Annotated in this window: 26 protein-coding genes; 10 read left to right on the top strand and 16 right to left on the bottom strand. The window is 75.7% G+C overall.

Annotation, left to right across the window (positions count from 1 at the left end):
* The first annotated feature begins 1 nt into the window (after position 1).
* The 5 genes from V2J63_RS02355 (at position 2) to V2J63_RS02375 (ending at position 2,382) form a co-directional block, all read left to right on the top strand.
* Positions 2–457: a fluoride efflux transporter FluC gene (locus V2J63_RS02355; protein WP_331229368.1), complete on the top strand. Its 456-nt coding sequence runs from the start codon at positions 2–4 to the stop codon at positions 455–457.
* Positions 454–813, top strand: a complete 360-nt coding sequence (locus V2J63_RS02360; RefSeq protein WP_331229369.1) for a fluoride efflux transporter FluC — start codon at positions 454–456, stop codon at positions 811–813. The genes V2J63_RS02355 and V2J63_RS02360 overlap by 4 nt, the downstream gene beginning before the upstream one ends.
* Before the next feature lie 38 nt (positions 814–851).
* The gene (locus V2J63_RS02365; RefSeq protein WP_331229370.1) at positions 852–1,490 is read left to right on the top strand and encodes a copper resistance CopC family protein; all 639 of its coding nucleotides are present in this window, start codon (positions 852–854) and stop codon (positions 1,488–1,490) included.
* A gap of 109 nt (positions 1,491–1,599) precedes the next feature.
* Entirely contained in the window at positions 1,600–1,758 is a 159-nt protein-coding gene (locus V2J63_RS02370; protein WP_331229371.1) for a hypothetical protein, read from the top strand.
* Positions 1,759–1,890: 132 nt separating this feature from the next.
* Positions 1,891–2,382, top strand: a complete 492-nt coding sequence (locus tag V2J63_RS02375) for a hypothetical protein (protein WP_331229372.1) — start codon at positions 1,891–1,893, stop codon at positions 2,380–2,382.
* Between the two features lie 60 nt (positions 2,383–2,442).
* Here V2J63_RS02375 and V2J63_RS02380 read toward each other — a convergent pair whose 3' ends face one another.
* Complete coding sequence (locus tag V2J63_RS02380; RefSeq protein ID WP_331229373.1) at positions 2,443–3,384, bottom strand: carbohydrate kinase family protein; 942 nt, start codon at positions 3,382–3,384, stop codon at positions 2,443–2,445.
* 112 nt (positions 3,385–3,496) lie between these two features.
* Entirely contained in the window at positions 3,497–4,069 is a 573-nt protein-coding gene (locus V2J63_RS02385) for a protein-L-isoaspartate O-methyltransferase family protein (RefSeq protein WP_331229374.1), read from the bottom strand.
* A gap of 180 nt (positions 4,070–4,249) precedes the next feature.
* Here V2J63_RS02385 and V2J63_RS02390 point away from each other — a divergent pair, with 180 nt between their 5' ends.
* Entirely contained in the window at positions 4,250–4,792 is a 543-nt protein-coding gene (locus V2J63_RS02390) for a DUF488 domain-containing protein (RefSeq protein ID WP_331229375.1), read from the top strand.
* Positions 4,793–4,822: 30 nt separating this feature from the next.
* On the opposite strand, the gene V2J63_RS02395 is transcribed toward V2J63_RS02390, so the two are convergent.
* The 8 genes from V2J63_RS02395 to V2J63_RS02430 form a co-directional block, all read right to left on the bottom strand.
* Complete coding sequence (locus V2J63_RS02395; RefSeq protein ID WP_331229376.1) at positions 4,823–5,461, bottom strand: CYTH domain-containing protein; 639 nt, start codon at positions 5,459–5,461, stop codon at positions 4,823–4,825.
* 214 nt (positions 5,462–5,675) lie between these two features.
* Positions 5,676–5,879, bottom strand: a complete 204-nt coding sequence (locus V2J63_RS02400) for a cold-shock protein (RefSeq protein ID WP_331229377.1) — start codon at positions 5,877–5,879, stop codon at positions 5,676–5,678.
* Between the two features lie 263 nt (positions 5,880–6,142).
* On the bottom strand, positions 6,143–6,652 hold the full coding sequence (locus V2J63_RS02405; protein ID WP_331229378.1) for a lipocalin-like domain-containing protein: 510 nt from the start codon (positions 6,650–6,652) through the stop codon (positions 6,143–6,145).
* 189 nt (positions 6,653–6,841) lie between these two features.
* Positions 6,842–7,024, bottom strand: coding sequence for a hypothetical protein (locus tag V2J63_RS02410; protein WP_331229379.1), 183 nt, complete (start codon positions 7,022–7,024; stop codon positions 6,842–6,844).
* A 97-nt stretch (positions 7,025–7,121) separates the two neighbouring features.
* The gene (locus tag V2J63_RS02415; RefSeq protein ID WP_331229380.1) at positions 7,122–7,340 is read right to left on the bottom strand and encodes a DUF3072 domain-containing protein; all 219 of its coding nucleotides are present in this window, start codon (positions 7,338–7,340) and stop codon (positions 7,122–7,124) included.
* Positions 7,337–8,302, bottom strand: a complete 966-nt coding sequence (locus V2J63_RS02420) for an EamA family transporter (RefSeq protein WP_331229381.1) — start codon at positions 8,300–8,302, stop codon at positions 7,337–7,339. Before V2J63_RS02420 ends, V2J63_RS02415 begins: the two co-directional genes overlap by 4 nt.
* A 49-nt stretch (positions 8,303–8,351) precedes the next feature.
* Positions 8,352–8,570 (bottom strand): hypothetical protein, encoded by a 219-nt coding sequence (locus tag V2J63_RS02425; RefSeq protein WP_331229382.1) that lies wholly within the window; start codon positions 8,568–8,570, stop codon positions 8,352–8,354.
* A gap of 28 nt (positions 8,571–8,598) precedes the next feature.
* Positions 8,599–9,591, bottom strand: coding sequence for a chymotrypsin family serine protease (locus V2J63_RS02430; protein WP_331229383.1), 993 nt, complete (start codon positions 9,589–9,591; stop codon positions 8,599–8,601).
* A 141-nt stretch (positions 9,592–9,732) separates the two neighbouring features.
* Between V2J63_RS02430 and thiD the strand changes: the two genes are divergently transcribed.
* Together thiD and V2J63_RS02440 are read left to right on the top strand one after the other, a co-directional pair.
* Entirely contained in the window at positions 9,733–10,524 is a 792-nt protein-coding gene (gene thiD, locus V2J63_RS02435; protein WP_331229384.1) for a bifunctional hydroxymethylpyrimidine kinase/phosphomethylpyrimidine kinase, read from the top strand.
* A gap of 254 nt (positions 10,525–10,778) precedes the next feature.
* Entirely contained in the window at positions 10,779–14,675 is a 3,897-nt protein-coding gene (locus V2J63_RS02440; RefSeq protein WP_331229385.1) for a phosphodiester glycosidase family protein, read from the top strand.
* Positions 14,676–14,842: 167 nt separating this feature from the next.
* Here the strand turns inward: V2J63_RS02440 and hemL are convergent, their stop codons facing one another.
* From hemL to hemE, 6 genes are all read right to left on the bottom strand, one after another.
* Complete coding sequence (hemL, locus tag V2J63_RS02445) at positions 14,843–16,162, bottom strand: glutamate-1-semialdehyde 2,1-aminomutase (protein ID WP_331229386.1); 1,320 nt, start codon at positions 16,160–16,162, stop codon at positions 14,843–14,845.
* The gene (hemB, locus tag V2J63_RS02450) at positions 16,159–17,211 is read right to left on the bottom strand and encodes a porphobilinogen synthase (RefSeq protein ID WP_331229387.1); all 1,053 of its coding nucleotides are present in this window, start codon (positions 17,209–17,211) and stop codon (positions 16,159–16,161) included. Before hemB ends, hemL begins: the two co-directional genes overlap by 4 nt.
* Positions 17,208–18,089, bottom strand: coding sequence for a uroporphyrinogen-III synthase (locus V2J63_RS02455; protein ID WP_331229388.1), 882 nt, complete (start codon positions 18,087–18,089; stop codon positions 17,208–17,210). The genes hemB and V2J63_RS02455 overlap by 4 nt, the downstream gene beginning before the upstream one ends.
* Entirely contained in the window at positions 18,086–19,063 is a 978-nt protein-coding gene (gene hemC, locus V2J63_RS02460; RefSeq protein WP_331229389.1) for a hydroxymethylbilane synthase, read from the bottom strand. Before hemC ends, V2J63_RS02455 begins: the two co-directional genes overlap by 4 nt.
* Positions 19,064–19,260: 197 nt before the next feature.
* The gene (locus V2J63_RS02465) at positions 19,261–20,628 is read right to left on the bottom strand and encodes a protoporphyrinogen/coproporphyrinogen oxidase (protein WP_331229390.1); all 1,368 of its coding nucleotides are present in this window, start codon (positions 20,626–20,628) and stop codon (positions 19,261–19,263) included.
* Positions 20,625–21,689, bottom strand: a complete 1,065-nt coding sequence (gene hemE / locus V2J63_RS02470) for a uroporphyrinogen decarboxylase (RefSeq protein WP_434056266.1) — start codon at positions 21,687–21,689, stop codon at positions 20,625–20,627. Before hemE ends, V2J63_RS02465 begins: the two co-directional genes overlap by 4 nt.
* A 39-nt stretch (positions 21,690–21,728) precedes the next feature.
* On the opposite strand from hemE, the gene V2J63_RS02475 reads away from it, so the two are divergent.
* Together V2J63_RS02475 and V2J63_RS02480 are read left to right on the top strand one after the other, a co-directional pair.
* On the top strand, positions 21,729–23,075 hold the full coding sequence (locus V2J63_RS02475; RefSeq protein WP_331229392.1) for a glutamyl-tRNA reductase: 1,347 nt from the start codon (positions 21,729–21,731) through the stop codon (positions 23,073–23,075).
* Entirely contained in the window at positions 23,072–24,190 is a 1,119-nt protein-coding gene (locus V2J63_RS02480; protein ID WP_331229393.1) for a ferrochelatase, read from the top strand. The genes V2J63_RS02475 and V2J63_RS02480 overlap by 4 nt, the downstream gene beginning before the upstream one ends.
* Positions 24,191–24,194: the final 4 nt, after the last annotated feature.

A 24,194-nucleotide genomic window follows, 5' to 3' on the forward strand; every position in this document is an offset into this window, starting at 1 on the left:
CGTGGAGCCGTTGCCGGGAGTCCTCCGGAGCCGGGCGTGGCTGCGCCCGGGACCGCTCGCCGCCGTCGCCGCCGGCGGGACGCTCGGTACCGCCGCGCGGGCCGGTGCCGACGCCTGGGTCGGCGCCCCAGGCCCCTGGCCCACGTCGACGTTCGTCATCAACGTCGTCGGCTCCCTCGCGCTCGGCGCGCTCCTCGGCCGGCTCGCGGGCGGGAACGGCCGCGCCGCCGGGCTCCGGCTCCTCGCGGGCACGGGGTTCCTCGGCGCGTTCACGACGTACAGCGCCTTTGCGGTCGAGGTGGCCGAGCTGGCGGCGGGTGGTCGAGCGCCCCTCGCGCTCGCCTACGCCGGCGCAAGCCTCGCGCTCGGTCTGCTCGCGGCGGCCGCCGGGGGTGCTCTCGCCGCTCCCCGGCGGCGTGGTCGGCGCGTCGACCCGGACGACGGGGCTGTGCCGTGATCGCCGTCCTCGCCCTCGCCGGAGGGCTCGGAGCGGTGCTCCGGTTCGTCGTCGACACCCTCGTGCGCGAGCGCCTCGGCGCCCGGTCGACGGCGGGCATCGCCCTCGTCAACGTCACCGGCTCCTTCGCCCTCGGCGTGCTCACAGGCCTCGTGACCTCCGTCCCGGCGGCCGGGCCGGTGCTCGCGCTCGCCGGCACCGGCCTCCTCGGCGGGTACACGACTTTCAGCACCGCCATGGTCGACGCCGTCGGCCTGCTCCGTGAAGGCGAGCCGGGACGGGCCTTCGCCACCGCCGTCGGCACGTTGACGCTCTCGGTCCTCGGCGCGCTGGCCGGGCTCGCGCTCACCGGCTGACCGCCCGGTGCGGGCTCGCGGCGTCCTAAGGTGGAGCCATGACCACGTCTCACCGAGCACCGGCCCGGGGCCTGGTGGTCTCGCTCGCGTCCGCGCTCCTCATGCTCGTCCTGCTCGTCGTCGCGCCCGCCGCCCACGGGCACGACACCCTCGTCGAGTCCGTGCCGGCCGAGGGCTCCGTGCTCGAGGAGTCACCGGGCGGCATCGTCCTCACCTACAGCGCCGAGGTGCTCGAGCTGAGCCCGGTCGTCGTCGTCACCGGCGCGGACGGGTCCGTCGTGGCCGAGGGCACGCCCAGCGTGGACGGCAGCACCGTCACCCTCGAGCTTCCCGTCCCGCTGGGGAACGGGGACTACGAGGTGGCATGGCGCGTCGTCTCCAGCGACGGTCACCCCATCGAGGGCGTCGTCGCGTTCGCGGTCGCCGCGGACGTCCCGCGCACCGAGCCGACGACGAGCGAGGCCACCGGCGCGCCGGTGGGCGAGGCCGGGGCGAGCGCCGACGAGAGCCACGCCGCCACGCACGACGAGCCGGGCGCAAGCTCGCCCGGCGGCGCCGACGGGTCAGGCCTGGGCGCGCTGCCGACCTGGCTCAAGGTCGCCCTCATGCTCGCGGCCACGGCGAGCGTCGTCGGCCTCATCATCATCACGCTGCGGCGGGACCGCGGCGGGCGCTGAGCGCCCGCGCACCGTGGGCTCACCCGGGCTCGTCCCGCGCCGCTGAGTTGCGGCTGCCGCCCACCGGCGCGAGGCTCGCACGACCAGCACCCTTCGAAGGAGTGAGTCGATGAGCGCAGCAGAGCAGGAGCAGCCGGCCGAGCCGGGCACGCAGGACCGCGCCCCCGGCGACGTGCCGAACGAGGAGACCGGCGTCGGGCTCGGTCACGACGAGGAGTCGAACACCTTCGAGCCGGAGGAGGACCCCGGCGCCGTCGAGCCCGCGTGAGGGACGGGTCCCGCCACCGCCCGCCGACCCTCCCGGCCCGGCGGGCGGTGGCACGACTCACATCGCTCGCCAGGGACCGAGCCACGGCGGCCGCGTATTCTAGCCGTTATGCGACGTAAGATCCTTGTTTCCGTGTCCCTTTTCTCCGCCCTCGCCCTCGCCGGTTGCAGCGACAGCACCGGCTCCGGCTCCGAGGCGACCGCCACCGCGACCGCGACGGCCGCCGCTGCCTCGGACTCCCCCGAGGCAGCCACGTGCGCCGGCTTCTTCGAGGGCACCGGCACCCCGCTCGCCGAGCGCGCCGAGGCCGCCCGCGCCGCCCTCTCCGGCGGTGAGGTCACCGACGACGTGAGCTATGGCGAGATCAACATGCTCGAGCAGCGCCTCAGCGACCTGGCTGCCGATGCACCGGCCGAGCTGGCCGAGCCGCTCGAGGCCGTCAACGCGCCGTTCACCGAGGCCGTGAGCACGGTCAACGACGCGCGTGCCCAGGAAGTCCCGGAGGGCGAGGAGGCCGCTGGGTTCCCTGACCTCAGCATCATCGACGTGAGCGCGTCGGAGACCGCCCAGACCGATGTCGAGAGCGCCTGCGCGGACGCCGGGTTCGAGGTCGCCGCCGGCTGAACGCCGATCGCCAGCACCGCCCCGGGGACGCGCACGCCGCGGCCCCGGGGCGTCGTCGTCTCAGGCTGCGCCGTGCTCGGTGCGGGTGGGCTCGACCGCGACCTCCTCGCCGGCGCCGACGATCGCCTCGACCACCTCGACGCTGAGCCAGTCCGACTCCTCCGGGTGAGCGAGCACCCAACCAGCGGCGACGGCCGCACGCCTGAGCGCGGCGACGGGCGCGTGCTTCTCCCCCACCAGGAAGTGGGCGAGAGCGGCGAAGAAGGTGTCGCCTGCGCCGTCGGGGTGCGCGACCGGCCCGGTGCTGTACGCCTCGACGTTGATGGGCCGCGCCAGCTCGGGGGTGAGCGCGAGGAGGCCGTCCTCGGCGCGGGTCATGACGAGCAGCCGCGCCGCGGACTGCTCGCGGATCGCAAGGAGCACGTCCTCCTCCCGGCCCCGCACGTGGCGGTTGCTCATGACGAGGACGTCGACGCCGAGCATCTCGTCACCGACGAGGTCGAGCGGCCCCGGGACGTCGTGGAGGTCGGCCATGACCGGCACGCCCGCCCCCTTCGCGACGGCGACGACGGGCCGTGACAGGGCGATGTCGTCGAGCAGGACGACGTCGGTCGTGCGCAGCGGCTCGGCGAGCACGGCCGGGTCGAGGTGCGCCGACGGGACGTCACCGAGGTCGGAGGAGACGTGCCGCCGGCCCGAGGGCTCCGTGAGGATGACTTCCCGCGGCGTGCGTGCCAGCGTGCGCACGCACAGGGCGGTGCTCACGCCGAACCGGAACGCCACGGCGTCGATGGCGGCGGCCGCGGCGTCCTCGCCGAGGGGCGCTGCGAGGCTGACGTCGTCGCCGAGCGCGGCGAGCGTCCGGCTCACCGCGAACCCGGCGCCACCGACACAGGTGGTGATCTGGTGCGGCACGGACCGCACCGCCGTGTACGGGACGGGGAACCCCTCGACCGGCAGGACGGTGCCCTGCGTGGCCAGGCCGACGACGACAGCTTTCATGTGAGAACCCCTAACGTCCGCGGCGACGCTGCCGCGTGGCGTCAGGTTAGCCCGCGCAGAGGCACGCCCGCACCGTGGGATCGACAACAGTGGACAAAGGTCGCGCCCGCACTCAGCGCAGGGGCACGAACCGGTAGGCCCCGACGCCCCGGGTGCTGATCCCCTCGGGACCCCGGTCGACGACGAGGAGCTCCCCTGCGACGGGGATGACCATCCGGCCACCCACCGCCATTTGCTCGACGAGGGCGGCGGGGAGGATGGGGGGCTCAGCCGAGACGAGGACGCGGTCGAACGGCGCCTCGTCCGGCAGACCGAGGACGCCCGGGCTGGCGGGCACGATGCGGGCGCCCACGGCGGCGGAGGCAGCGAGGTTCGACGCCCCCGCGACCACGAGGTCCGGCTCGAGCTCGACCCCGACGACCCTGCCGCCGGGCGCGACGAGCCGGGCGAGCAGCGCCGTCGTCCAGCCCGACCCGGACCCGACGTCGAGCACCCGGTGGCCCGGGCCCGGCTCGAGCAGGGTGAGCATGCGCGCCACGGTGGAGGGCTGGGAGCACGTGGCCCCGTGCCCGATGGCGAGCGGGACGTCCCGGCCCGCGTGCTCCCGCTGGTCCGCCGGCAGGAAGCCCCGACGGTCCGTCACGGCCATGGCCGTCCTCACCCGCTCCGCCGCCGCGTCATCCATGGCCCCATCGTCCCCCTCGAGCGGCGGCTACGGGGGGCGAGGGCGGGGGGAGGTGGTGTGCCGGGTCGTCCATCCGCCGCTCGTTCCTCGCGGCTCGCGCCAGACCCACCACCACCCGGCACACCACCTCCCCCGCCCGCCCGACCTGCCGGTGCGTCGCGGGCTGCCGACAATGGGCTCATGAGCCTGCTCACCGTCGGACACGGACCACTCGACCGGGACTCTCTCGCGGCGCTGCTCACCGGCGCCGGCGTCGAGCTCCTCGTGGACGTCCGCCGGTTCCCGGGAAGCCGGAACAACCCCGACGTCAAGCGCGAGGCGGTCGAGGAGTGGTCGGCGGCGGCCGGTATCACCTACGTGTGGGAGCCGCGGCTCGGCGGGCGCCGCCACCTGGGCAAGGACGCGGACGCGGCCTCCCCGGACCAGTGGTGGCGGGTGGCTGCGTTCCGGGCCTACGCGGGCTACACCCGCACCGAGGGGTTCACGGCGGCGATGGACGACCTCGTGGCCCGTACGCGGGACCAGCGGGTCGCCGTCATGTGCAGCGAGTCAGTGTGGTGGCGCTGCCATCGGCGGCTCATCGCCGACGTCGCCGCGCTCGGACGCGGCCTCGACGTCGCCCACCTCATGCCGACCGGGGTGCTCAGCACGCACGTCACCTCAGCCGGGGCGCGTCGCACCGGGGACGGGACGCTCGTCTGGGACGGGACCGACGAGACCTGACGCCGTCGGCCAGCCGTCCGTCCAGCCGCCTCAGCGGTCCGAGCGGACGCCCGTCTCGTTCGTCCCGAAGTGCTGGAGGAAACGCGGGCCGCGCGCGGCGAGCTCCTCCTCGAAGTCGCGCCCCCACGCGCTGTACGGCCGCACGGCGAGGGCGTCGTTGGCGAAGCGCGGGTCGTCGCTCACCTCGGTGACGCAGAAGTCCGGGATGGCGAGATCGGTGACCGGCCCGCCTCGCTCGCACTCGGCGACGACGAGCGGGCTGTTCGCCCCGAGGAACGCGTCGATGACCCACCCGTCCGTGCCGAGCCACAGCGAGTACCGGTGCTTGACGATGCGGTGCCCGCCGAGACGTACCATGGCGCGGCCGACGGAGACGTCGAGCTCGCGCTCGGCCTCGTACCGGGTCCCGCCGACGTAGGGGCCCTTCGCGGTGAGCGCGCAGAAGGTGAAGTCGACCTCCTCGAGAAGGCGCTCGGCGTCGACGCCCTCGTCGAGCGATCCCGCCGGGGCGGGCGCCTGGAGCCGCACCCGGAGCGCGTAGCCCTCGGCTGCGAGGAAGTAGCTCTGGACGATGAGCGCGGGCGAGGGCTCCTCGCGCAGGGCGGCCGGCAGCTCGTCGACGACGAACTTCCGCTCGAACTCGAAGTCACCGAACCCGGTGTCGCTCATGGGGCGAGACTACCGACCGTGGCGCGCGATGCTCGCGCCCGCGCCGCGCTCGTGCCGCCGCATCGCAGGCTGGCGGCGCCGGCGGCATCGTCGTGCGGCGCGGACGCCACGCTCGAGGCCGGTGCCGTCGCACCGCCGGGTCCGGAGACGCCGAAGGCCCCGGCACGAGGTGCCGGGGCCTTCGGGGTGCAGACGTCAGTCCGCGTTGCTCAGATCAGAGCGGGCGGATGTTCTCCGCCTGGGGGCCCTTGGGGCCCTGCGTGACGTCGAACTCGACCTTCTGGTTCTCGTCGAGCGAGCGGTACCCGCTCGAGGAGATGGCCGAGTAGTGGGCGAAGACGTCCGCGCCACCGTCGTCGGGGGCGATGAAGCCGAAGCCCTTGTCAGCGTTGAACCACTTCACGGTACCTGTAGTCATTGCGTACTCCTTCCAGAGCATTCAAACAGCCCCGCGGTTCGGGTGCTGCTTGTCACGGTGTTCGTCGTCTGCTCCAAGAAGGAAACGCAACCCGGCCGAGGCCGAGGGCACACAAGACATATGAGTCACACTGCAACTGTTACCCGAGCGTAGCCCAGATCGGCGGCGGATGCGAGGGCTTGGCGGAGAGCCGCATCACAAGGCCTGTCCCCAGCGCGTCCGCCGAGGGGATGGGCCGGGCGAGGGCGCGGCGTGCAGGGAGGTCAGGACTCCCCGCCGGCGGCGCCCGTACCGCCGTCCGCCGTGCCGTCGGCGTCCTGCGCGGCGGCCCGGCGCCACACGAGGTGCGCCGTGGACGTCCGGTCACCGACGACGACGTCGCCGGCCGACAGGGTGAGGGCGTCGCCGTGGAGCTCGACCCCGTGCTCCGTGGCCACGTCATGCCCCGCGGGGAGGACGGAGACGTCGAGCCGGTACGTCAACCTCTCCCCGTCGACCGCCCACCGGCCGGCATAGGCGAGGTCGCGCCCGCCCGCAGCGCCATCCTCGGTGCCGCTCGCCTGCGCACCGCCGCCGATCTGGGTCGAGACGTACCCGTCAGGGGAGAAGAGCAGAAGGCCGTGCGCCCCCTCACCCAGGGGGTGGGCGACGCCTCCGCCCTCGTCGGTCAGGGTGTAGCTGACCAGGGACCATGCACCTACCAGCTCGTCCTCGAGACTGAGCGAGATGCGCCCAGACCGGTCGCGGACCGGTCCCTCTTTCGCGTCGGACACGACCGCTCCTTCCGGCGGGGCCCGTGCGAGCCTCGCCTCCCTCATCCTGCGCACGCGCGCGTCGGTGCGCTCGTACGTCTCGAGTATCGCGCCGATCACGTCCAGGGCGCACGCGTTCTCGCACCCGGCCTCAGGGCGCCCGCACGCCGGGACCCCCGCTGCGCGTGAATACGGCGTGCCGGTCCGCGGCTAGTCCGGGGGCTCCTCGAGGGAGGAGGAGTCGTCGGTGCCCTCGGCCGCTTCGGTCGGGACGCCGTCCTCCTCACCGCCGATGCCGAAACCGGGTGCGGGCTCGGGCGCGCCGGCGCCGAGGTCCGCCGCGGGGACGCCGTCGCGGTCGGGGTTGAGGTTGGGCTGGAAAGGCTGTGCCATAGACATACGAGTTGTGTACCAGCGCCCGACACGGACCGCACGGCGAGCACCGCGGGCGTGCGAGCCGGCTGCGGCGGTGCTGAACCCCGGCGACGCGCTACTGGTCGGCGACCCGCCCGCTCTGCTCCTGCAGCTCGTCGATGAGGCTCGACGCCTGGGCCTTCGTCAGCCCGTCCGGCACCTCGCGCCCCGCCTCGCGGGCGAGGGTGCTGGCGTAGCTCAGCTGAGCGCCGGTCGCCGGCTCGCTGCCGGTCGTCCACTCCTCGGGGTCCTTGATCGTGCCTGCGCCGTCCTGCGGGGTCGCGTTCTCGCTCATGGATCCACGGTATGACCGGCATCCGACTCGCGCCCGCGGAGCGTCCCCGCCCGGCGCCCCCCTCCTTCGCCGCCCCGCCGTCCGCCGGGCGCGTCGCCGGCAGTCCGCACGGCGCCGGCGCTCGCGACGACGACGAGCGCGACGGCGGCGAGCTGCCCCGCGCCGAGCCGCTGGTCGAGGACGAGGAAGCCCGCCAGCGCGGCGACAGCCGGTGCCAGGCTCATCATGACCGCGAAGGCCGACGCGGGCAGCCGGCGCAGCGATGCCATCTCGAGGCTGTAGGGAAGGGCGGAGGAGAGCACGGCGACGGCCGCGCCGGCGGCGAGGGTGCCCGGCACGAGGAGGTCCCGTCCGGCGTGCACGGCGCCGAGCGGGAGGGTGAGTGCGGCTGCCACGGCCATGGCGAGCGCAAGACCGTCGGCACGGGCGAAGCGCCGTCCGACTCCGGCGGTGAGGAGGATGTACGCCGCCCACATCGCAGCCGCGACGAGGGCGAAGCCGACGCCGACCGGGTCGAGGCCGCCGGTGCCGCCGCCACTGAGGAGCGCCACCCCGGCGAGCGCGAGGGCAGCCCACACGAGAGCCACGCGACGGCGCGAGGCGAGCACGGACAGCGCGAGCGGGCCGAGGACCTCGAGGGTGACGGCGGCCCCGAGCGGGATCCGCTCGATCGCCGCGTAGAACGACGTGTTCATGGCCGCGAGCGCCACGCCCAGCCCACCGACGAGGGCCAGGTCGCGACGCGTGCGGCCCCGCAGGGCCGGGCGGAAGACGACGAGGAGAAGGACTGCCGCGACGGTCAGCCGCAGCGTGACGACGCCGACGGCTCCGACGCGCGGGAAGAGCAGGGCGGCCAGGGCAGCCCCGAACTGGGTGGACCCGGCCGCGGCCAGGACGAGGACGACGGCGGCGGCACGCTCGCTCGGGGCGGGGACGCGCCACCAACCGCTCGCCTTCCTCACCACGCGTGCGGGCACGCGCCGGGCGACCGGGACGCGCACCGAGGGCGGGTCACGTCTGGGCGTGGATGTGCCCGACGACGGCGACGTGCACCTCGACACCGTCCATCGCCTCGGGCACCCGCTCGGCGACGGCAGCGTCCGGCGCGTCGACGCGCAGACCGTAGTCACCCGGTCGCCCGGTGAGGCCGACCCCGGCGTGATCGCCGTGCTCGGCGAGCTGTGCGACGAGCCGCTTCTTAGCGGCGCGCGCCTCGGCGAGCGAGCTCACGCGCACCACCTCCCTCTGCCGGCGCGGGCTACACGAGCGTGGCTCCCAGCGCGGACAGCACCTCGTCGATCGGGTTGAGATAGGTCAGTCCGCTCCCATTCTCGCCCCCCGTCTCGCTTCCCGCAAAGAGCAGGCCGATCGCCCGGCCGTCCTGGAGGCGGTAGACGACCGAGCCGCTGTCCCCGCCGCTGGAGAACGGCCCGGAGCCGGTCGACTCCACCTCGATCTGGTCGTCGAACGTCAGCTCACCCAGCTCGGCCCCGTACCCGACGACGATCCCGTCGAGCTCGATGGCGCTCACCCGCCCTCGGGTCACGCCGGTGGTGCGGCCGATCTTCTCCACGGCCTCGCCACCGAGGGCGGCCGCCGTGCCGGTGAGACGGCCGACCGGGTACGTCGGATCGACGTCGGCGTCGACGAGCCGGGCGAGCGCTGCGTCGACGACCGAGGGCCCTCCGGCTCCGAGCGGGACGAAGGCGGACAGCGCGCCGACCTCGTCCTCGGGCATCTGGCCGCCGTCCGCCGGCGCGGGCTGCAGCACGGCCTCGCCGACCCGGACCGAGGGGGAGCCGACGAGCACGTGGTAGTTCGACAGCGCGTGGACCCCGGGCTCGCCGTCCGTCGTCGTGACGAAGCCCCCGAGGGTGCCGGCGGTGACCGAGTGGTGCGCGACGGAGACCCCCGGGCGCAGGGGTCGCACCCGCCCGGTCTCGCCGGCGGCGAGCGCGGTGGGCACCGGTGCGCCCGGCCCGGCACGCTCGGGCGCCATGATGCGACCGGTCCGCCGGACGTCGAGCCCCGTGCCGGCCTCCGCCACGAGCCGCCGCGCGATCATGCGAGCCGTGGGCGTCCCCAGCCGGTAGCGCACGGCGACGTCGAACTGACCGTCCCCGCGGGGTGCGAGGCCGAGCGCGACGCCGAGCGGCGCGGCCGTCGACGTGGCCTGGATGCGGTCCGTGAGGAGGTCGGTGACGTACTGCCCGAGCTGGTGCTTGAGCGTGCGGGCCGAGGCGATGTCCATGGGCGCAAGTCTGCTGCGCACCACCGACATCGGCGCGGCATCTGGTTCCCGCGCACGCCGGCGGCCGCCTGCTCGTCGCGACGACGACGCGAGTACGCTTGACCGTCGGACGCGCACCCCTCCACCGATCGGAGCCCTCTCGTGGTCAACCTCGCGTACGTCATCGCCGGCTCGGAGGCAACCGGCGGGGCCGGCATCCAGGTCGACCTCAAGACGTTCCAGCAGCTCGGCGTCTACGGCCTCGGTGCCATCACGTGCATCGTGTCCTTCGACCCTGCGAACGGCTGGGGCCACCGCTTCGTGCCCGTCGCACCCGAGGTCATCGCCGACCAGATCGAGGCGGCGACGTCCTGCTACGACCTCGACGTCGTCAAGCTCGGGATGCTCGGCACCCCGGCCACGATCGACGTCGTCGCCGAGAGCCTGGCGAAGCAGCCCTGGCGGCACGTCGTCCTGGACCCTGTCCTCATCTGCAAGGGCCAGGAGGCCGGGGCGGCCCTCGACACCGACAACGCCCTGCGCGAGAAGATCCTGCCGCACGCCACCGTCATCACCCCGAACATGTTCGAGGCGACGACGCTCTCCGGCATGGACCGCATCGAGTCGGTCGAGGACCTCATCGAGGCCGCCCGTCGCATCCACGACCTCGGTCCCCGGTACGTCCTCGCCAAGGGCGGCGTCGAGCTGCCCGGGGACGACGCCGTCGACGTCCTCTTCGACGGCGAGGACGTGCGGATCTTCGCCGAGCCGAAGGTCGGGCAGGAGCGGGTCTCCGGAGCGGGCTGCACCCTTGCCGCCGCCGTCACCGCCGAGCTCGCCAAGGGCGCCGACGTCCCGGCGGCCGTCGCGGTCGCCAAGGAGCTCGTCACGCGGGGCATCAAGGGTCGCGTCGCCTCCCACGCCCCGTTCGACGCCGTGTGGCAGGGCGCCTGAGCAGGCATTCCTCGTGCTCCCAGGTGTGGCTGACGAGCCATCTCAGGGCGCCGAGCGGATCTCCTGGGTCCCGCGTCGGGCTCACTGCCCGGGGGCGCGGGGCTCGGTGACCCCCCGGTGAACCGGGAGTAGCGAAACGTCGTTACCTGCGTGAACAGAGTATGAAAACTGTTGACGCGCCTGCTTCCCGTTGGCACAGTGCGGCTAGACCGCGACGACGTCGTCGTGCCCGCACGCCATCGAAGGAGAGCTTGATGCCGAGATCCGTCCACGCCCCGGGCGGCTGGTCCCGCAGGACCGCCGCCGTCGTCCTCGGTGCGGCGCTCGCCGCTACCCCGCTCGTCGGGTCCGCCGCCGCGACGCCGCTGGGCGGGGCCCAGGTCGGCCAGCCGGCGCCCGCCGCGGTGCTCGCGGCGCCCGGGGCACCGCACGGGATGGACCTCGTCGGCGACGGCGTCTTCGTCGACGCCGAGACCGACCGCATCGCCCCCGGGCTGGACGTCACGCGGTTCTCGCGCGAGGAGGAGGGCGGCTGGACGGCCGGCGCCGTCATGGTCGCTGACCTGTCCGTCCCCACGCTGTCGGTGGACGCGGTCAACTCCGGTCGGGTCACCGAGGCCGTGACGGCGTCGGAGCACGCCGCGCGGTCCGGCGCGGTCGCCGCGGTCAACGGCGACTTCTTCGACATCAACTTCTCCAACGCCGCGCGGGGCACCGCCGTCTCGAGCGACGGCATGCTCAACGGCTCGGCGACGCCGTACCCCGCCGTCACCGTCGCGGACGGGCTCGCGGCGGTCCAGGCGATCTCTGCGGCGGCGACCGTCACCATCGACGGGACGACGCACGACGCGGGCGGCGTCAACACCCCGCACCTCGCCGCCGGTGCGATCGGGATCTACACCCCCGCGTGGGGCACCCACACACTCGACCGGCCCGTCGGTGGCCCCGGTGCCGGTATCTCCGGCGACGTCCGGCGCGCGACGGTCGTCGACGGCACGGTCACCGCCGTCGCCACCGGCGCCGGCGAGCCGGCCGTCCCGGCCGACGGCATGGTCCTCCTCGGCCGCGAGGCCGGGGCCGACCTCGTCGGGGGGCTCGAGGTCGGTGACACCGTGAGCGTCGACATCGCCGCGAGCGCGGACGTCGACGTCGCCCTCACCGGCAGCGCCGCGATCGTCACGGACGGCGTCGTCACGGCGACGGACGCGACGGTCCACCCGCGCACCGCCGTGGGCGTGAGCGCGGACGGGAGGCGGATGTTCGTCGTCGCCCTCGACGGCCGTGCCCACTTCGGTCGCGGCATGTCCCTCATCGAGCTGGGCGAGCTCATGCTCGACCTCGGCGCGTACGACGCCGTCAACCTCGACGGCGGCGGTTCGACGACGATGGTCGGTCGCCTCGCCGGCGAGGCGGGCACGACCGTGCTCAACCGCCCCTCCGACGGCGGGGAGCGCCCCGTCCCCAACGCGCTCGCCTTCTTCTCCTCCGCCCCCGCGGGCGCGCTCAGCGACGTCGCCGTCGAGCCCGTCTCGAGCCGGCCCGGCGCGTCCACGGTCATCCCGGGGCTGCGGCGCACGCTCGCCGGCGTCGGCCTCGACGCCAACCTCGCACCCGTCGAGGCCGAGGGCGCCTTCACCACCGGCTCCGGCGCGGTGAGCGTCACCGAGGCGACCGGCTCGAGCGCGGTCGTCCGCGGCGAGCACCGTGGCGTCGCGACGGTCGCCTACAGCGCCGGCGACCTCACGGCGACGACCCAGCTCGAGGTCCTCGGCGAGCTCGACCACGTCCGCGCCGACCGCAACGTCATCGCCGTCGAGGACGCCGGTGACACCGAGACCGTCCACCTCATGGCCTACGACGCCGACGGGCACGAGTCCGTCGTCGAGACCGCCGACGTCAGCATCGAGGCGCCCGCCGGGTTCGAGGTCGAGGCCTCCGGGGTCGACGCCTTCACCATCACCCCGACGACCGACGACGGCGGCGGCACCGCCGTCCTCACCGTCGGCGACGAGCGAGTCGAGCTGGCGCTGTCCGTCGGGGTCGCCGAGACCCCCGTCCCCGGGCTCGACCTCTCCGACGCGGCCGAGTGGCGCACCGAGAACGCCCGGGCACCGGACTTCACCATGGACCCCGCCGCGGGCCCGGAGCCCGGCACGCACGGCCTGCGCATGCAGTACGACTTCACGGCCTCGACCGCCACCCGCGGCGCCTACGCCATCGCGCCCGAGCCGGTCGAGCTCCCCGGCCGCCCCCGCTCGATCGTCATGTGGCTCAACGGCTCCGGCGACGGCGAGTGGCCGCGCCTGCAGGTCCAGACCGGCGACGGCGTCGTCACCAACCTCGACGGGCCTGACGTCGACTGGGAGGGGTGGCGCCAGGTCGAGTTCACCATCCCGCAGGGGACGGCGTTCCCGCTCACGCTCCAGCGCGTGCGCATGATGGAGATCCGGCCCGAGGCGCAGTACGCCGGTGACGTCACGGTCGGCCCGATGTCCGTCGTCATCACCGCCGACGTCGACGCTCCGGTCGTCGAGCCCGTGCACGACCCCGTCATCGTCACCGATGGCACCGTCGACGACCGCGCGCTCCGTGTGGCCGTCATGTCCGACGCGCAGTTCGTGGGGCGCAACCCCGGCTCGGACATCGTCGCCGCCGCGCGGCGGACCCTCGCCGAGATCGTCGCGGCCGAGCCGGACCTCCTCGTCATCAACGGGGACCTCGTCGACGAGGCGGCACCGGAGGACCTCACACTCGCCCGCGACGTCCTCGAGGAGGAGGTCGGTGACGCGCTGCCCTGGGTCTACGTCCCCGGTAACCACGAGATCATGGGCGGCTCGATCGAGAACTTCATCGCCGAGTTCGGGGCGACGCACCAGGCGCTGACGGTCGACCGCACCCGGGTCATCACGCTCGACACGAGCACCGGCACGCTCCTCGGCGGAGGTATCGACCAGCTCCAGATGCTCGAGCGCGAGCTCGCCGCCGTCGCGGCTGACCCGACGCTCACGGGCGCGCTCGTCTTCTCCCACCACCCGACGCGCGACCCGCTGCCCGGCGCCCTGAGCCAGCTCACCGACCGGGTGGAGGCGGCAGCCCTCGAGCGCACGCTCGGGCAGTTCCGCCGGGACTCCGGGAAGTCCGTCGCCGCCCTCAACGCCCACGTGGGGATCTTCCACGCCCGGGCGCAGGAGGGCGTCAGCCACCTCGTCAACGGCAACGCCGGCAAGGGGCCGAGCGGTACCCCGGCCACCGGAGGCTTCACCGGGTGGACGATGCTCGGCGTCAACCCCTCGGCCGGGGTCGTCGGCGACGTGCCGGCCGTCCCGACCGCGCGCCTCGCGTGGATGCGGGCCGAGGTCGTGGCGCGGGTCGACGCCCTCGAGCTCAGCGGCCCGACGACGCTCGCGGTGGGCGAGAGCGCCCCCGCCACGGCTGTCCTCACGCAGGACGAGGGCCGCGTGGTCCCCGTCGCGTGGCCCGTGTCCGCGCAGTGGAGCGGCGACGGCGTCCTCGTCGACGACGGTTCCGTGCCGGCCGACGGGACCCCCGAGGAGTCCGGAGACGTCCTGCGCTACAACCCCCGCACCGGCGAGCTCACCGCCGTGACCGGCGGGACGGCGACCCTCGCGGTGACGGTCAACGGCGTCACGGACGACCTGACCGTCACCGTGCCGGCCGAGGAGCCCACCGAGGAGCCCACCGAGGAGCCGACGGAGGAGCCGACGACCGAGGAGCCCACGACGGGCGAGCCGACCGAGGAGCCCACGACCGGTGAGCCCACCGAGGAGCCCACGACCGGTGAGCCCACCGAGGAGCCCACGACCGGTGAGCCCGAGGAGCCCACGACCGGTGAGCCCACCGTCGACCCGACCGAGGAACCGACCACAGGCCTGCCTACCGACGACGGGGACGTGGAGCCGACGCAGGGCGCCACGGATGGCCCGACGGACGGCCCGGGCGCGCCGACCGGCCCGACCGGTCCGGGTGGCCCGGGCGGCGCAGGCGGGGACGGCGGGGCGGGCGGCGGCCTGCCGGAGACGGGGCTCGACGCCTCCGCCCCGGCGCTCGCGGCGCTGGCCCTCCTCGCGGCAGGCACACTCGCCGCCCTCGTCGCGTCGCGCCGTCGTGAGGCCCTCCGCCAGGACGGCTGACCGGCCCAGCCCGACCAGCACCGCACCGACGGAGGAGGGAGCCGCTGCTCAGCAGCGGCTCCCTCCTCTCGTCGAGGCCCTCGGCGGCGCGCACCACCGGGCTAGGACGTCGCGCGGCCGCCGGTCGGGGGCAGCCGTGCCACGCGTGGCCCAGGCCGGGTCCCGGGCTACGCGACCGCCCGGGCCGCTGCCCGCGCCGCCCCGGGCAGCGCCTCGAGCACCCGGCCCACGGCGTCGTCGTCGTGGGCGGCCGAGAGGAACCACGCCTCGTAGACGGACGGCGGCAGGGCGACGCCGGCGTCGAGCATGGCGTGGAAGAACGGCGGGTAGCGGAACGCCTCCTGCGCCCGGGCCCCGGCGTAGTCCCGGACGCCGTCCCGGGCGGCGCCTTCGCCGAGCATGACGGAGAAGAGGCTGCCGGCCCGCTGGACGCGGTGGGCGACACCCTCCGCGTCGAGGGCCGCCCCGACGGCGTCGGCCACGGCGCGCGCGGCGGCGTCGACACGGGCGTACACCGCGTCGTCGGCGAGGCGCAGCGTCGCCAGCCCGGCCGCCGTCGCGAGCGGGTTCCCCGAGAGGGTGCCCGCCTGGTAGACGGGCCCGGACGGGGCGAGGAGGTCCATGAGCTCGGCGCGCCCGGCCAGCGCGGCGAGCGGCATGCCCCCGCCGAGCACCTTGCCGAACGTCAGAAGGTCCGGCTCCCACGTCTGCCCGGCCGCGTGCTCATGGCCCCACCACCCGGCGGGACCCACCCGGAAGCCCGTGAGGACCTCGTCGAGGACCATGAGCGCCCCGTGCGCCGCGGTGACCCGGCGCACGGCGGCGTTGAACCCGGGGTCGGGCGGGACGACGCCCATGTTGGCCGGGGCCGCCTCGGTGATGACCGCGGCGATGTCCTCGCCGTGGGCGGCGAAAGCCGCCTCGAGGGCTGCGACGTCGTTGTAGGGCACGACGAGCGTCTCGCTCGCGCTCGCGTCCGTGACGCCGGCCGAGCCGGGCAGCGCGAACGTGGCGACGCCCGAGCCCGCGTCGGCGAGGAGCGCGTCGAGGTGCCCGTGGTAGCAGCCGGCGAACTTGACGACGAGGTCGCGCCGGGTGGCACCGCGGGCGAGCCGCACCGCCGTCATCGTCGCCTCGGTACCCGTCGAGACGAACCGGACCTTGCGCGCGCCGGGCACGCGCTCGCGCACGGCCTCGGCGAGGAGCACCTCGGCCTCGGTGGGGGCACCGAAGGAGAGCCCGCGGGCCGCGGCCTCCTGCACGGCGGCGACGACCTCGGGGTGGGCGTGCCCGAGCAGCGCCGGCCCCCACGAGCCGACGAGGTCGACCCGCTCCCGCCCGTCGACGTCGGTGATGTACGCGCCGCGGGCGGAGGCGATGAACCGGGGGCTGCCGCCCACGGAGCCGAAGGCACGCACGGGGGAGCTCACGCCGCCGGGGATGACGCCGTTGGCGCGAGCGAAGAGCTCCCCGGACCGGCCGGTCATCGCAGCCACCCCGCGAGCTCGGTCGCCCAGTACGTGAGGACGACGTCAGCACCCGCCCGTCGGATCCCGACGACGGACTCCTCGATCGCGCGCCGGCGGTCGATCCACCCGCGCTCGGCAGCGGCCTCGACCATCGCGTACTCCCCCGAGACCTGGTAGGCGGCGACGGGCACGGGCGAGGCGGCCGCCACGTCGGCGAGGACGTCGAGGTAGCTCATCGCCGGCTTGACCATGACGAGGTCGGCACCCTCGGCGACGTCGAGCGTCGCCTCGCGCAGGCCCTCCCGCCGGTTGGCGGGGTCCATCTGGTAGGTCCGGCGGTCCCCGGTGAGCGCAGAGTCGACGGCCTCGCGGAAGGGCCCGTAGAACGCCGAGGCGTACTTGGCCGAGTAGGCGAGCAGGGCGGTGCCCGTGTGACCGGCGCGGTCGAGGGCGGCGCGCACGGCCGCGGTCTGACCGTCCATCATCCCGCTGAGGCCGAGCACGTGGGCGCCGGTCTCCGCCTGGGCGAGCGCCATGTCCGCGTACCGCCCGAGCGTCGCGTCGTTGTCGACCGTGCCGGCGGCGTCGAGGACGCCGCAGTGGCCGTGGTCGGTGAACTCGTCGAGGCACAGGTCCGCCATGACGACGACGGCGTCCCCCACCTCCTCGGTGACGGCGCGCAGCGCGACGTTGAGGATGCCGTCCGGGTCGCTCGCCGCGGAGCCGACGGCGTCCCGGACGAGGGGCACCCCGAAGAGCATGAGGCCGCCGACGCCCGCCTCGGCCGCCGCGACCGCCGTGCGGCGCAGGCTGTCGAGGGTGTGCTGGTGCACGCCGGGCATCGAGGCGATCGGCGCGGGATCGTCGAGGCCCTCCTTGACGAAGACGGGCAGGACGAGGTCCGCGGGGGCCACACGGTGCTCGGCGACGAGCCGCCGCAGGGCCGGGGAGGTGCGCAGCCGCCGGGGCCGCTCGGGCAGGACCGGGGCAGCGGCGGCGCGCGGGCGGCGCGGTCGCGCGCGGACAGTGGCGCGGCTCTGGGGGCCGGGGCCGGGGAGGTCGGTCATCGAGCGGTCTCCGATCTGTGCGGGGAACGGTCCGGCGGAGCAGGGGCGGGCTCGGGCGGGATGGGGACGAGGGCGGGCGCCGGCGGGGCGGGGTCGAGAGCGGGCTCCGACGGGGCGGGGGCGAGGGCGGTGGCGGCTGCCGCGACGAGACCGTCTGGGCTCTGGCGCCGCGCGACGGCGTGGACGGTGAGGCCTGCCTCGCGCGCGGCGCGCGCCGTCGTCTCCCCGATCGCGCACACCCGGACCGCCGGGCCCGGGACGCCGTAGAGCTCGACGAGCGCGCGGCCCGTGCTCGTCGACGTGAGGAGGACGACGTCGAGGGCGCCGGAGGCGAGGTCGGACGCGACGGCGGGCTCCCGTTCACCGGTGACGGTCGTGTAGGCGTCGACGTCCCGCACCCGCCACCCGGCGCCCCGCAGCCCCGCGGCGAGAGTGGGAGCGGCGATCGCCGACCGGGGCAGGAGCACGTCCCCGTCGCCGGAGGGCCAGGCCGCGACGAGAGCGGCCGCGCTCGACTCCCCGTCCGGGAGGAGGTCGACGCGGACCCCGTGGTGGCGCAGGGCCGCCGCCGTCGCTGGACCGACGGCGGCGACGCGGCAGCGCGCGGCGAGGTCGGCGAGGGGCACCCCGAGGTGCGCGGCCCGCTCGGCGAGGACACCGACCGTCGTCGCGCTCGTGACGGCGAGCCACGCGTACGCGCCGCGCCGCAGCACGCCGAGCTCGGCGTCGAGCTCGTCCGGGTCGGGGACGCCCACCGTGCGGGTCAGGGCTGCGGGCACCGGCTCGCCGCCGGCCGCGCGGACCGCGAGGGCGAGCGGGTCGGCGGCGCTCGCCCGCGGGACGAGGACGCGGCGCCCGTTCAGGGCAGCCGCCGTCACCGGCCGGCCAGTCCCGCGAGCGCGGCAGCCCCGTCGTCGAGGAGGGCGCGCGCGACGGCGCTGCCGAGGTCGTCCGCGGCGGCGACGGCGGCCGCTGGGTCGCCGTCGGGCAGGTTCGCCGTGAGCGAGCGCTCGAACCGGCGGGCACCCCCCGGCTCGACGACGACCGCCCGCAGGGTGAGCGCGCGGCCCGTCCCGTCCGCGCCGGCGACGCGGCCCCAGGCACCGACGGGCGCGGCGCAGCCGGCCTCGAGCTCACGGAGCACGGCGCGCTCAGCCGTGACGGCGAGGCGGCTGGGCGTGTCCTCGAGCACCGCCATCACCGCGGCGAGCGGTCCGGTCCCTAGGTCCTGCGTGCGGCACTCGACCGCGAGCGCCCCCTGGCCGGGCGCGGGGAGCATGACGTCCGGCTCGAGCGTGGCGCTGACGTGCTCGAGGAGACCGAGACGCTCGAGCCCGGCGCGGGCGAGGACGACACCATCGAGGTCACCTGGGGCGACCCGCGCAAGGCGGGTGCCGACGTTCCCGCGGATGTCGAGGACCGTGAGGTCGGGCCGGGCGGCGAGGAGCTGGGCCGCGCGGCGGGGGGAGCCGGTGCCGATCCGCGCTCCGTGCGGCAGGGTCACCAGGTCCCAGTCCTCGCGGGCGCAGAGCGCGTCCCGCGGATCGGCACGGGGCGGCACCGCGGCGACGGTCAGCCCCTCCTGGCGGGCAGTGGGCAGGTCCTTGAGGGAGTGCACGGCGAGGTCGCAGCGCCCGTCGAGGACGGCGCTGCGCAGGGCGGCGGCGAAGACGCCGGTGCCGCCGAGGCTTGCGAGCGACGCCGTCGACCGGTCCCCCTCCGTGCGGATCTGGACGAGCTCGACGGGCCGCCCGGTGCGCGCGCGCAGCGCGTCGGCGACCGTCCCCGTCTGGGTCATGGCGAGCGCACTCGCGCGCGTGCCGATCCGCAGCGCTCGGGTCGAAGAGGTCACGCGTCCAGTCTCGCACCGGTCGCACAAATACCCGAGCCGGGTACCTGACAGGTACGTCAGATCGATTCTGACATTACTGTCACGAAATGGCGCCGAGATGGCCTCCGGCGTGCCCGCCCTGGGCAATTCACGCACACATTGCGGGGCCTTGCCGAGGAACGACGTGACGCTGTGTCAGAACAATTGTGGTGATCGTCTCACACCCCTGCCCCGACCTCGTCCGCGTCGGCGACAACGGCCGCCAGACCGGTCCCCACGACCCACGCGCCCGTCACCGCGAGGCCCGGCAGGCCCGCGAGGTCGGCGCGGAGGCGTGCGACGGGCGGCAGAGCGCCGGCCGACGGCGCGAGCGCCTCGCGCCACCGCACGACGCGCGCGGCGAGGACCTCGGGCGGCTCGACCCCGAGGAGCAGCGCGAGCTCGCGGGCCGCGAGGTCGGGCCCGACCCCGGCGGTGGACCGGCCGGGGCCGCCGTAGGACAGGCGCACGACGTGGACGGCGGGCGCCGTCGCCTCCCCCAGCCAGCGCCACTTGGCGGTGGCGTGGGTGAGTGCCTTGGCTCGCACGTCCCTGGCACGGGGCGAGACGAGCAACCCGGCGCCGCGGGGCGCGGCGTCGAGCGCCCCGGAGCGTACGACGAGGGTGACGTGGGTGACGTCCCGCCCCCGCGGGAGCACGACGTCACTGGTGTCGACGACGCCGGCGAGGAGACGCACTGCCTGTGGCCCCGGCGTCGCGACGACCACCCGCGGCGCGACCCACCGCTCCTCGCCACCCGGCCCGACCCCGCGCACCTCCCACGCCCCGCCGGGCCGCGCGCGCACGTCGACGGCGTGCGTGCTGGTGCGCACCTCGCCACCGGCGGACACCGCCGCGGCGAGGGCGCGGGGCAGGCGGAAGAGCCCGCCGGTCGTCGTCGCGACGACGGCGCCTGCCGGCGCGTCCGCCCGGAGCGCGCGCACGGCCGCGGCGAGCGAGCCGTGGACGCGCAGGGCGGCGCGCAGGCCCGGTGCGACGGCGTCGACGTGGAGGTTCTCGGGGTCGGTGGAGTGGATGCCGCCGGCGATCGGCCGCACCAGCTGCTCGAGGACGGCCTCACCCATCCGCGTGCGGACGAGCGTGGCGAGGTCCCCGGCGTCGGCGCCCGCCTCGGGCCCGAGGCCCGCGTCGCTCCGGGCGCGCGCGAGACCGCCGGGGCTGAGGGCGGCCGCGACCTCCGGGGCGTCGAGGTCCCAGGGGATGCCGAGCGTGCTCGCCGGCGGGATCAGCAGGGCACGCTCGTGCCCGTCGGGGCCGGGCGCCCACACGGACGATCCCGCGCCGGCAGGCTCCTCCACCGCGAGGCCGAGCTCCCGGGCGAGCGCGGCCACCCGCCCACCCCGCAAGGCGAACGACTCGGCCCCGAGGTCCACCTCGTAGGCCCCGACGGTCCCGCCGACGACGCTCCCGCCGGGAGCCGACGCCGCCTCGAGGACCACCGGGCGCAGGCCCCGGCGCACGAGGGCGTGCGCAGCGGTCAGCCCCGCCATGCCGGCCCCCACGACGACGGCGTCGGCGTGCGTCACAGCGAGTGGGCGAGCTCGACGATGCGCGTGAGCACGCCCGGATCGGTCGTCGGCGGGACCCCGTGGCCGAGGTTGAGCACGTGCGCGGGTGCGGCGGAGCCGCGCGCGACGACGTCGCGGACGTGGCGCTCGAGGACCTCCCACGGCGCGGTGAGCAGCGCCGGGTCGATGTTGCCCTGGAGCGGGGTGCGCCCGCCGAGGCGCCGGTTCGCCTCGTCGAGCGGGAGCCGGTAGTCGACACCGACGACGTCCGCCCCGACGTCGCGCATGGCAGGCAGGATCTCGCTCGTTCCGGTGCCGAAGTGGACGACCGGTACGTCGAGGTCGGCGACGTGGCGCAGCGCGCGGGCGCTGTACGGGGCCGCGTGCGCGGCGTAGTCCGCGGGTGCGAGCGAGCCCGCCCACGAGTCGAAGAGCTGGACGGCACGGGCCCCCGCCCCGACCTGCGTGCGCAGGAACGCGCCCGTGAGGTCCGCGACCCACTCCATGAGTCGGCGCCACGTCTCGGGGTCCGCGTGCATGAGGCCGCGGGCGGCGAGGTGGTCCCGTGACGGCCGACCCTCGACGAGGTAGGCGGCGAGGGTGAACGGGGCGCCGGCGAACCCGATGAGCGGCGTGGCGCCGAGCTCGGCGCTCGCGAGCCGCACGCCCTCGGCGACCGCGGAGGACTCACCGGCGTCGCGGGCGACGAGCCGGTCGACGTCCGCGGGAGAACGCACCGGCTCGGCGACGACGGGGCCGACCCCGCTGACGATCTCGACGTCGACGCCCGCCGTGCGCAGGGGCACGACGATGTCCGAGAAGAAGATGGCGGCGTCGACGCCGTGGCGGCGCACGGGCTGGACGGTGATCTCGGCCGCGAGCTCGGGCCGCAGGCAGGCCTCGAGCATGCCGGTGCCCTCGCGAACGGCGCGGTACTCCGGCAGGGACCTGCCGGCCTGGCGCATGAACCACACGGGCAGACGGGCGGGACGGCGGGCGGAATAGGCCTCGAGAAGGGCGGGACGGGCGTATTCCTGCGGGCGCTCGCCCGGGGGTGCGGGATCTCTCACGCACGCCATTGTGCCCGGCCCGCACCGGAATGGTTCACTAAGGGCCTTGTGGCCCTTCTCCTCCTTTCCGCGAACCACCACGACCTCGACCTCGCCGACATCGACCTCGTCGGCGCGGCGGTGGAGCGTGCCGGCGCGGCCGCCTGGGTCGCCGCCCCCGGGGTGCGCGGCGCGGTCGTCCTGGCCACGTGCAACCGCGTCGAGCTCTACCTCGACACGGAGGACCCGGACGGCGCCGCAGCGGCTGCCCGGGCGATCCTCGCCGCGCACACCGAGCACGCGGCGTCCGAGACACCCACGCGCCTGAGCGAGCTGCGCGGCGAGGACGCCGTGCGCCACCTCTTCGGGGTGACGGCCGGCCTCGACTCCATGGTCGTCGGCGAGCGAGAGATCGCCGGGCAGGTGCGACGCGCGCTCCGCGCGGCGCGCGAGGCCGGCACGACGACGCCGCTGCTCGAGCGCGCCCTCCAGCACGCCGCCCGCACGTCCCGGGAGGTCGCGCTCGCGACCGACCTCGCCCGTGCCGGACGCTCGGTCGTCTCGGTCGCCCTCGACCTCGCCGCCGCCCACGCGCAGGCGTGCCGGCGCGCGGACGGGGCCCCGGCGGACCCGCACGCCTCCGGGGTGCCCCGCGCGACCCTCGCCGGCCACCGCGCACTCCTCCTCGGCACCGGGTCCTACGCCGGTGCGAGCCTCGCGGCGCTGCGTGAGCGCGGGTGCACCGACGTCGTCGTGTGGTCCGGCAGCGGCCGTGCCGCCGGGTTCGCCGAGCGCCACGGCGTGCGCGCCGTCCCCGCCGACGGGCTCGCCGCGGCGCTGGCCGGCGTCGACCTCGTCGTCACGTGCCGCGGCACCGGCGCCCCCGTGCTCGACGCCGCCACGGTCGCCGCGGCCGCCCGGGACCGAGGGGACGAGCCGCTCGTCGTCGTCGACCTCGCGCTGCGCCCGGACGTCGAGGCGGACGTCGCCGCCGTGCCCGGCGTCGTCGTCGTCGACCTCGCCACGGTGCGCCGGCACACCCCGGCCGCGACGCGCACCGACGTCGAGCGCGCCCGCGCGCTCGTCGCGGAGGCGGTGCAGCGGTACGCGCTCGACCTCGAGGGCCGGGCCGCGGACCGGGCGGTCGTCGCCCTGCGCGCCGCGCTCGACGCCGCTGTCGCCGACGAGCTGGAGCGCCTGCCGCAGGGCGGGACCGTGCCCGTCGAGCACGCCCAGCGCGCCCTGCGCCGGCTCGCCGCGCGCCTCGCCCACACGCCCACCGTGCGCGCGCGCCGCGCCGCGCAGGAGGGCCGGACGTCCGAGCACCTCCTCGCCCTCGAGCAGGTCCTCGGGGTGCCCCTCACCGACCTCACCGCAGCCACCCCCGCGCCCGAGAGCCAAGGAACCGCCCGATGAGCCTCACCCCGTACGACGCCGTCCTCCTCCTGTCCTTCGGCGGCCCCGAGGCGCCCGAGGACGTCGTGCCGTTCCTGCGCAACGTCACCGCCGGGCGCGGCATCCCCGACGAGCGGCTCGCGGAGGTCGGGGAGCACTACTACGCCTTCGGCGGGCGCAGCCCGATCAACGACCAGAACCGCGCGCTCCTCGCCGCGCTGGAGGCCGCACTCACCGACGCGGGCGTGGAGGTCCCCGTCGTGTGGGGCAACCGGAACTGGGACCCCTACCTCGTCGACGCGCTCCGCGACCTCCACGAGGCCGGTGCACGCCGGGTCCTCACGCTCGTGACGAGCGCCTACGCCTCGTACTCGGGGTGCCGGCAGTACCGGGAGGACATCGCGGCCGCCCTCGCCGAGCTCGCCTCCGACGGCCGGACGCTCGCGATCGACAAGACGCGCCAGTACTACAACCACCCCGGGTTCGTGGCGGGGAACGTCGACGCCGTCGTCGCCGCCTACGAGCGGCTCGGCGCCGATGCGGCCGCCGCCCCGCTCGTCTTCGTCACCCACTCCATCCCGACGGCGATGGAGGCGGCCTCCGGGGCCGGTGGTCCCAACGGCGGGCTCACCTACAGCGCCCAGCACCTCGAGATCGCCCGGGAGGTCGCCGAGCGGGCCGGCGAACGGCTCGGGCGCGAGCTGCCCTGGCAGCTCACCTACTGCTCGCGCTCGGGGAACCCGGCGACGCCGTGGCTCGAGCCGGACGTCAACGACGCCCTCACCGACCTCCACTCCGCCGGGACGCGCGCCGTCGTCGTCTCGCCCATCGGGTTCGTCTCCGACCACATGGAGGTCATCTACGACCTCGACACGGAGGCGAACGCGACCGCCGAGGAGCTGGGCGTGCGGATGGAGCGGGCCGCGACGGTGGGGACCCACCCGGCGTTCGTCTCGGCGCTCGTCGACCTGCTCGTCGAGCGCGCCGCCGCCGAGCGCGGCGAGGCACCCGACCGGGCGGCCCTCGGCCCCAGCGGTCCCTGGCACGACGTCTGCCCGCCCGGGTGCTGCCTGCTGCGCGCCGGGCAGCCCACCGGCGTCCCGGCCGCCTGCGAGCGCGCCGTCCCGACCGCCTGAGACT

The organism is Georgenia wangjunii, assembly GCF_036421975.1.
Lineage (GTDB): Bacteria > Actinomycetota > Actinomycetes > Actinomycetales > Actinomycetaceae > Georgenia_A > Georgenia_A wangjunii.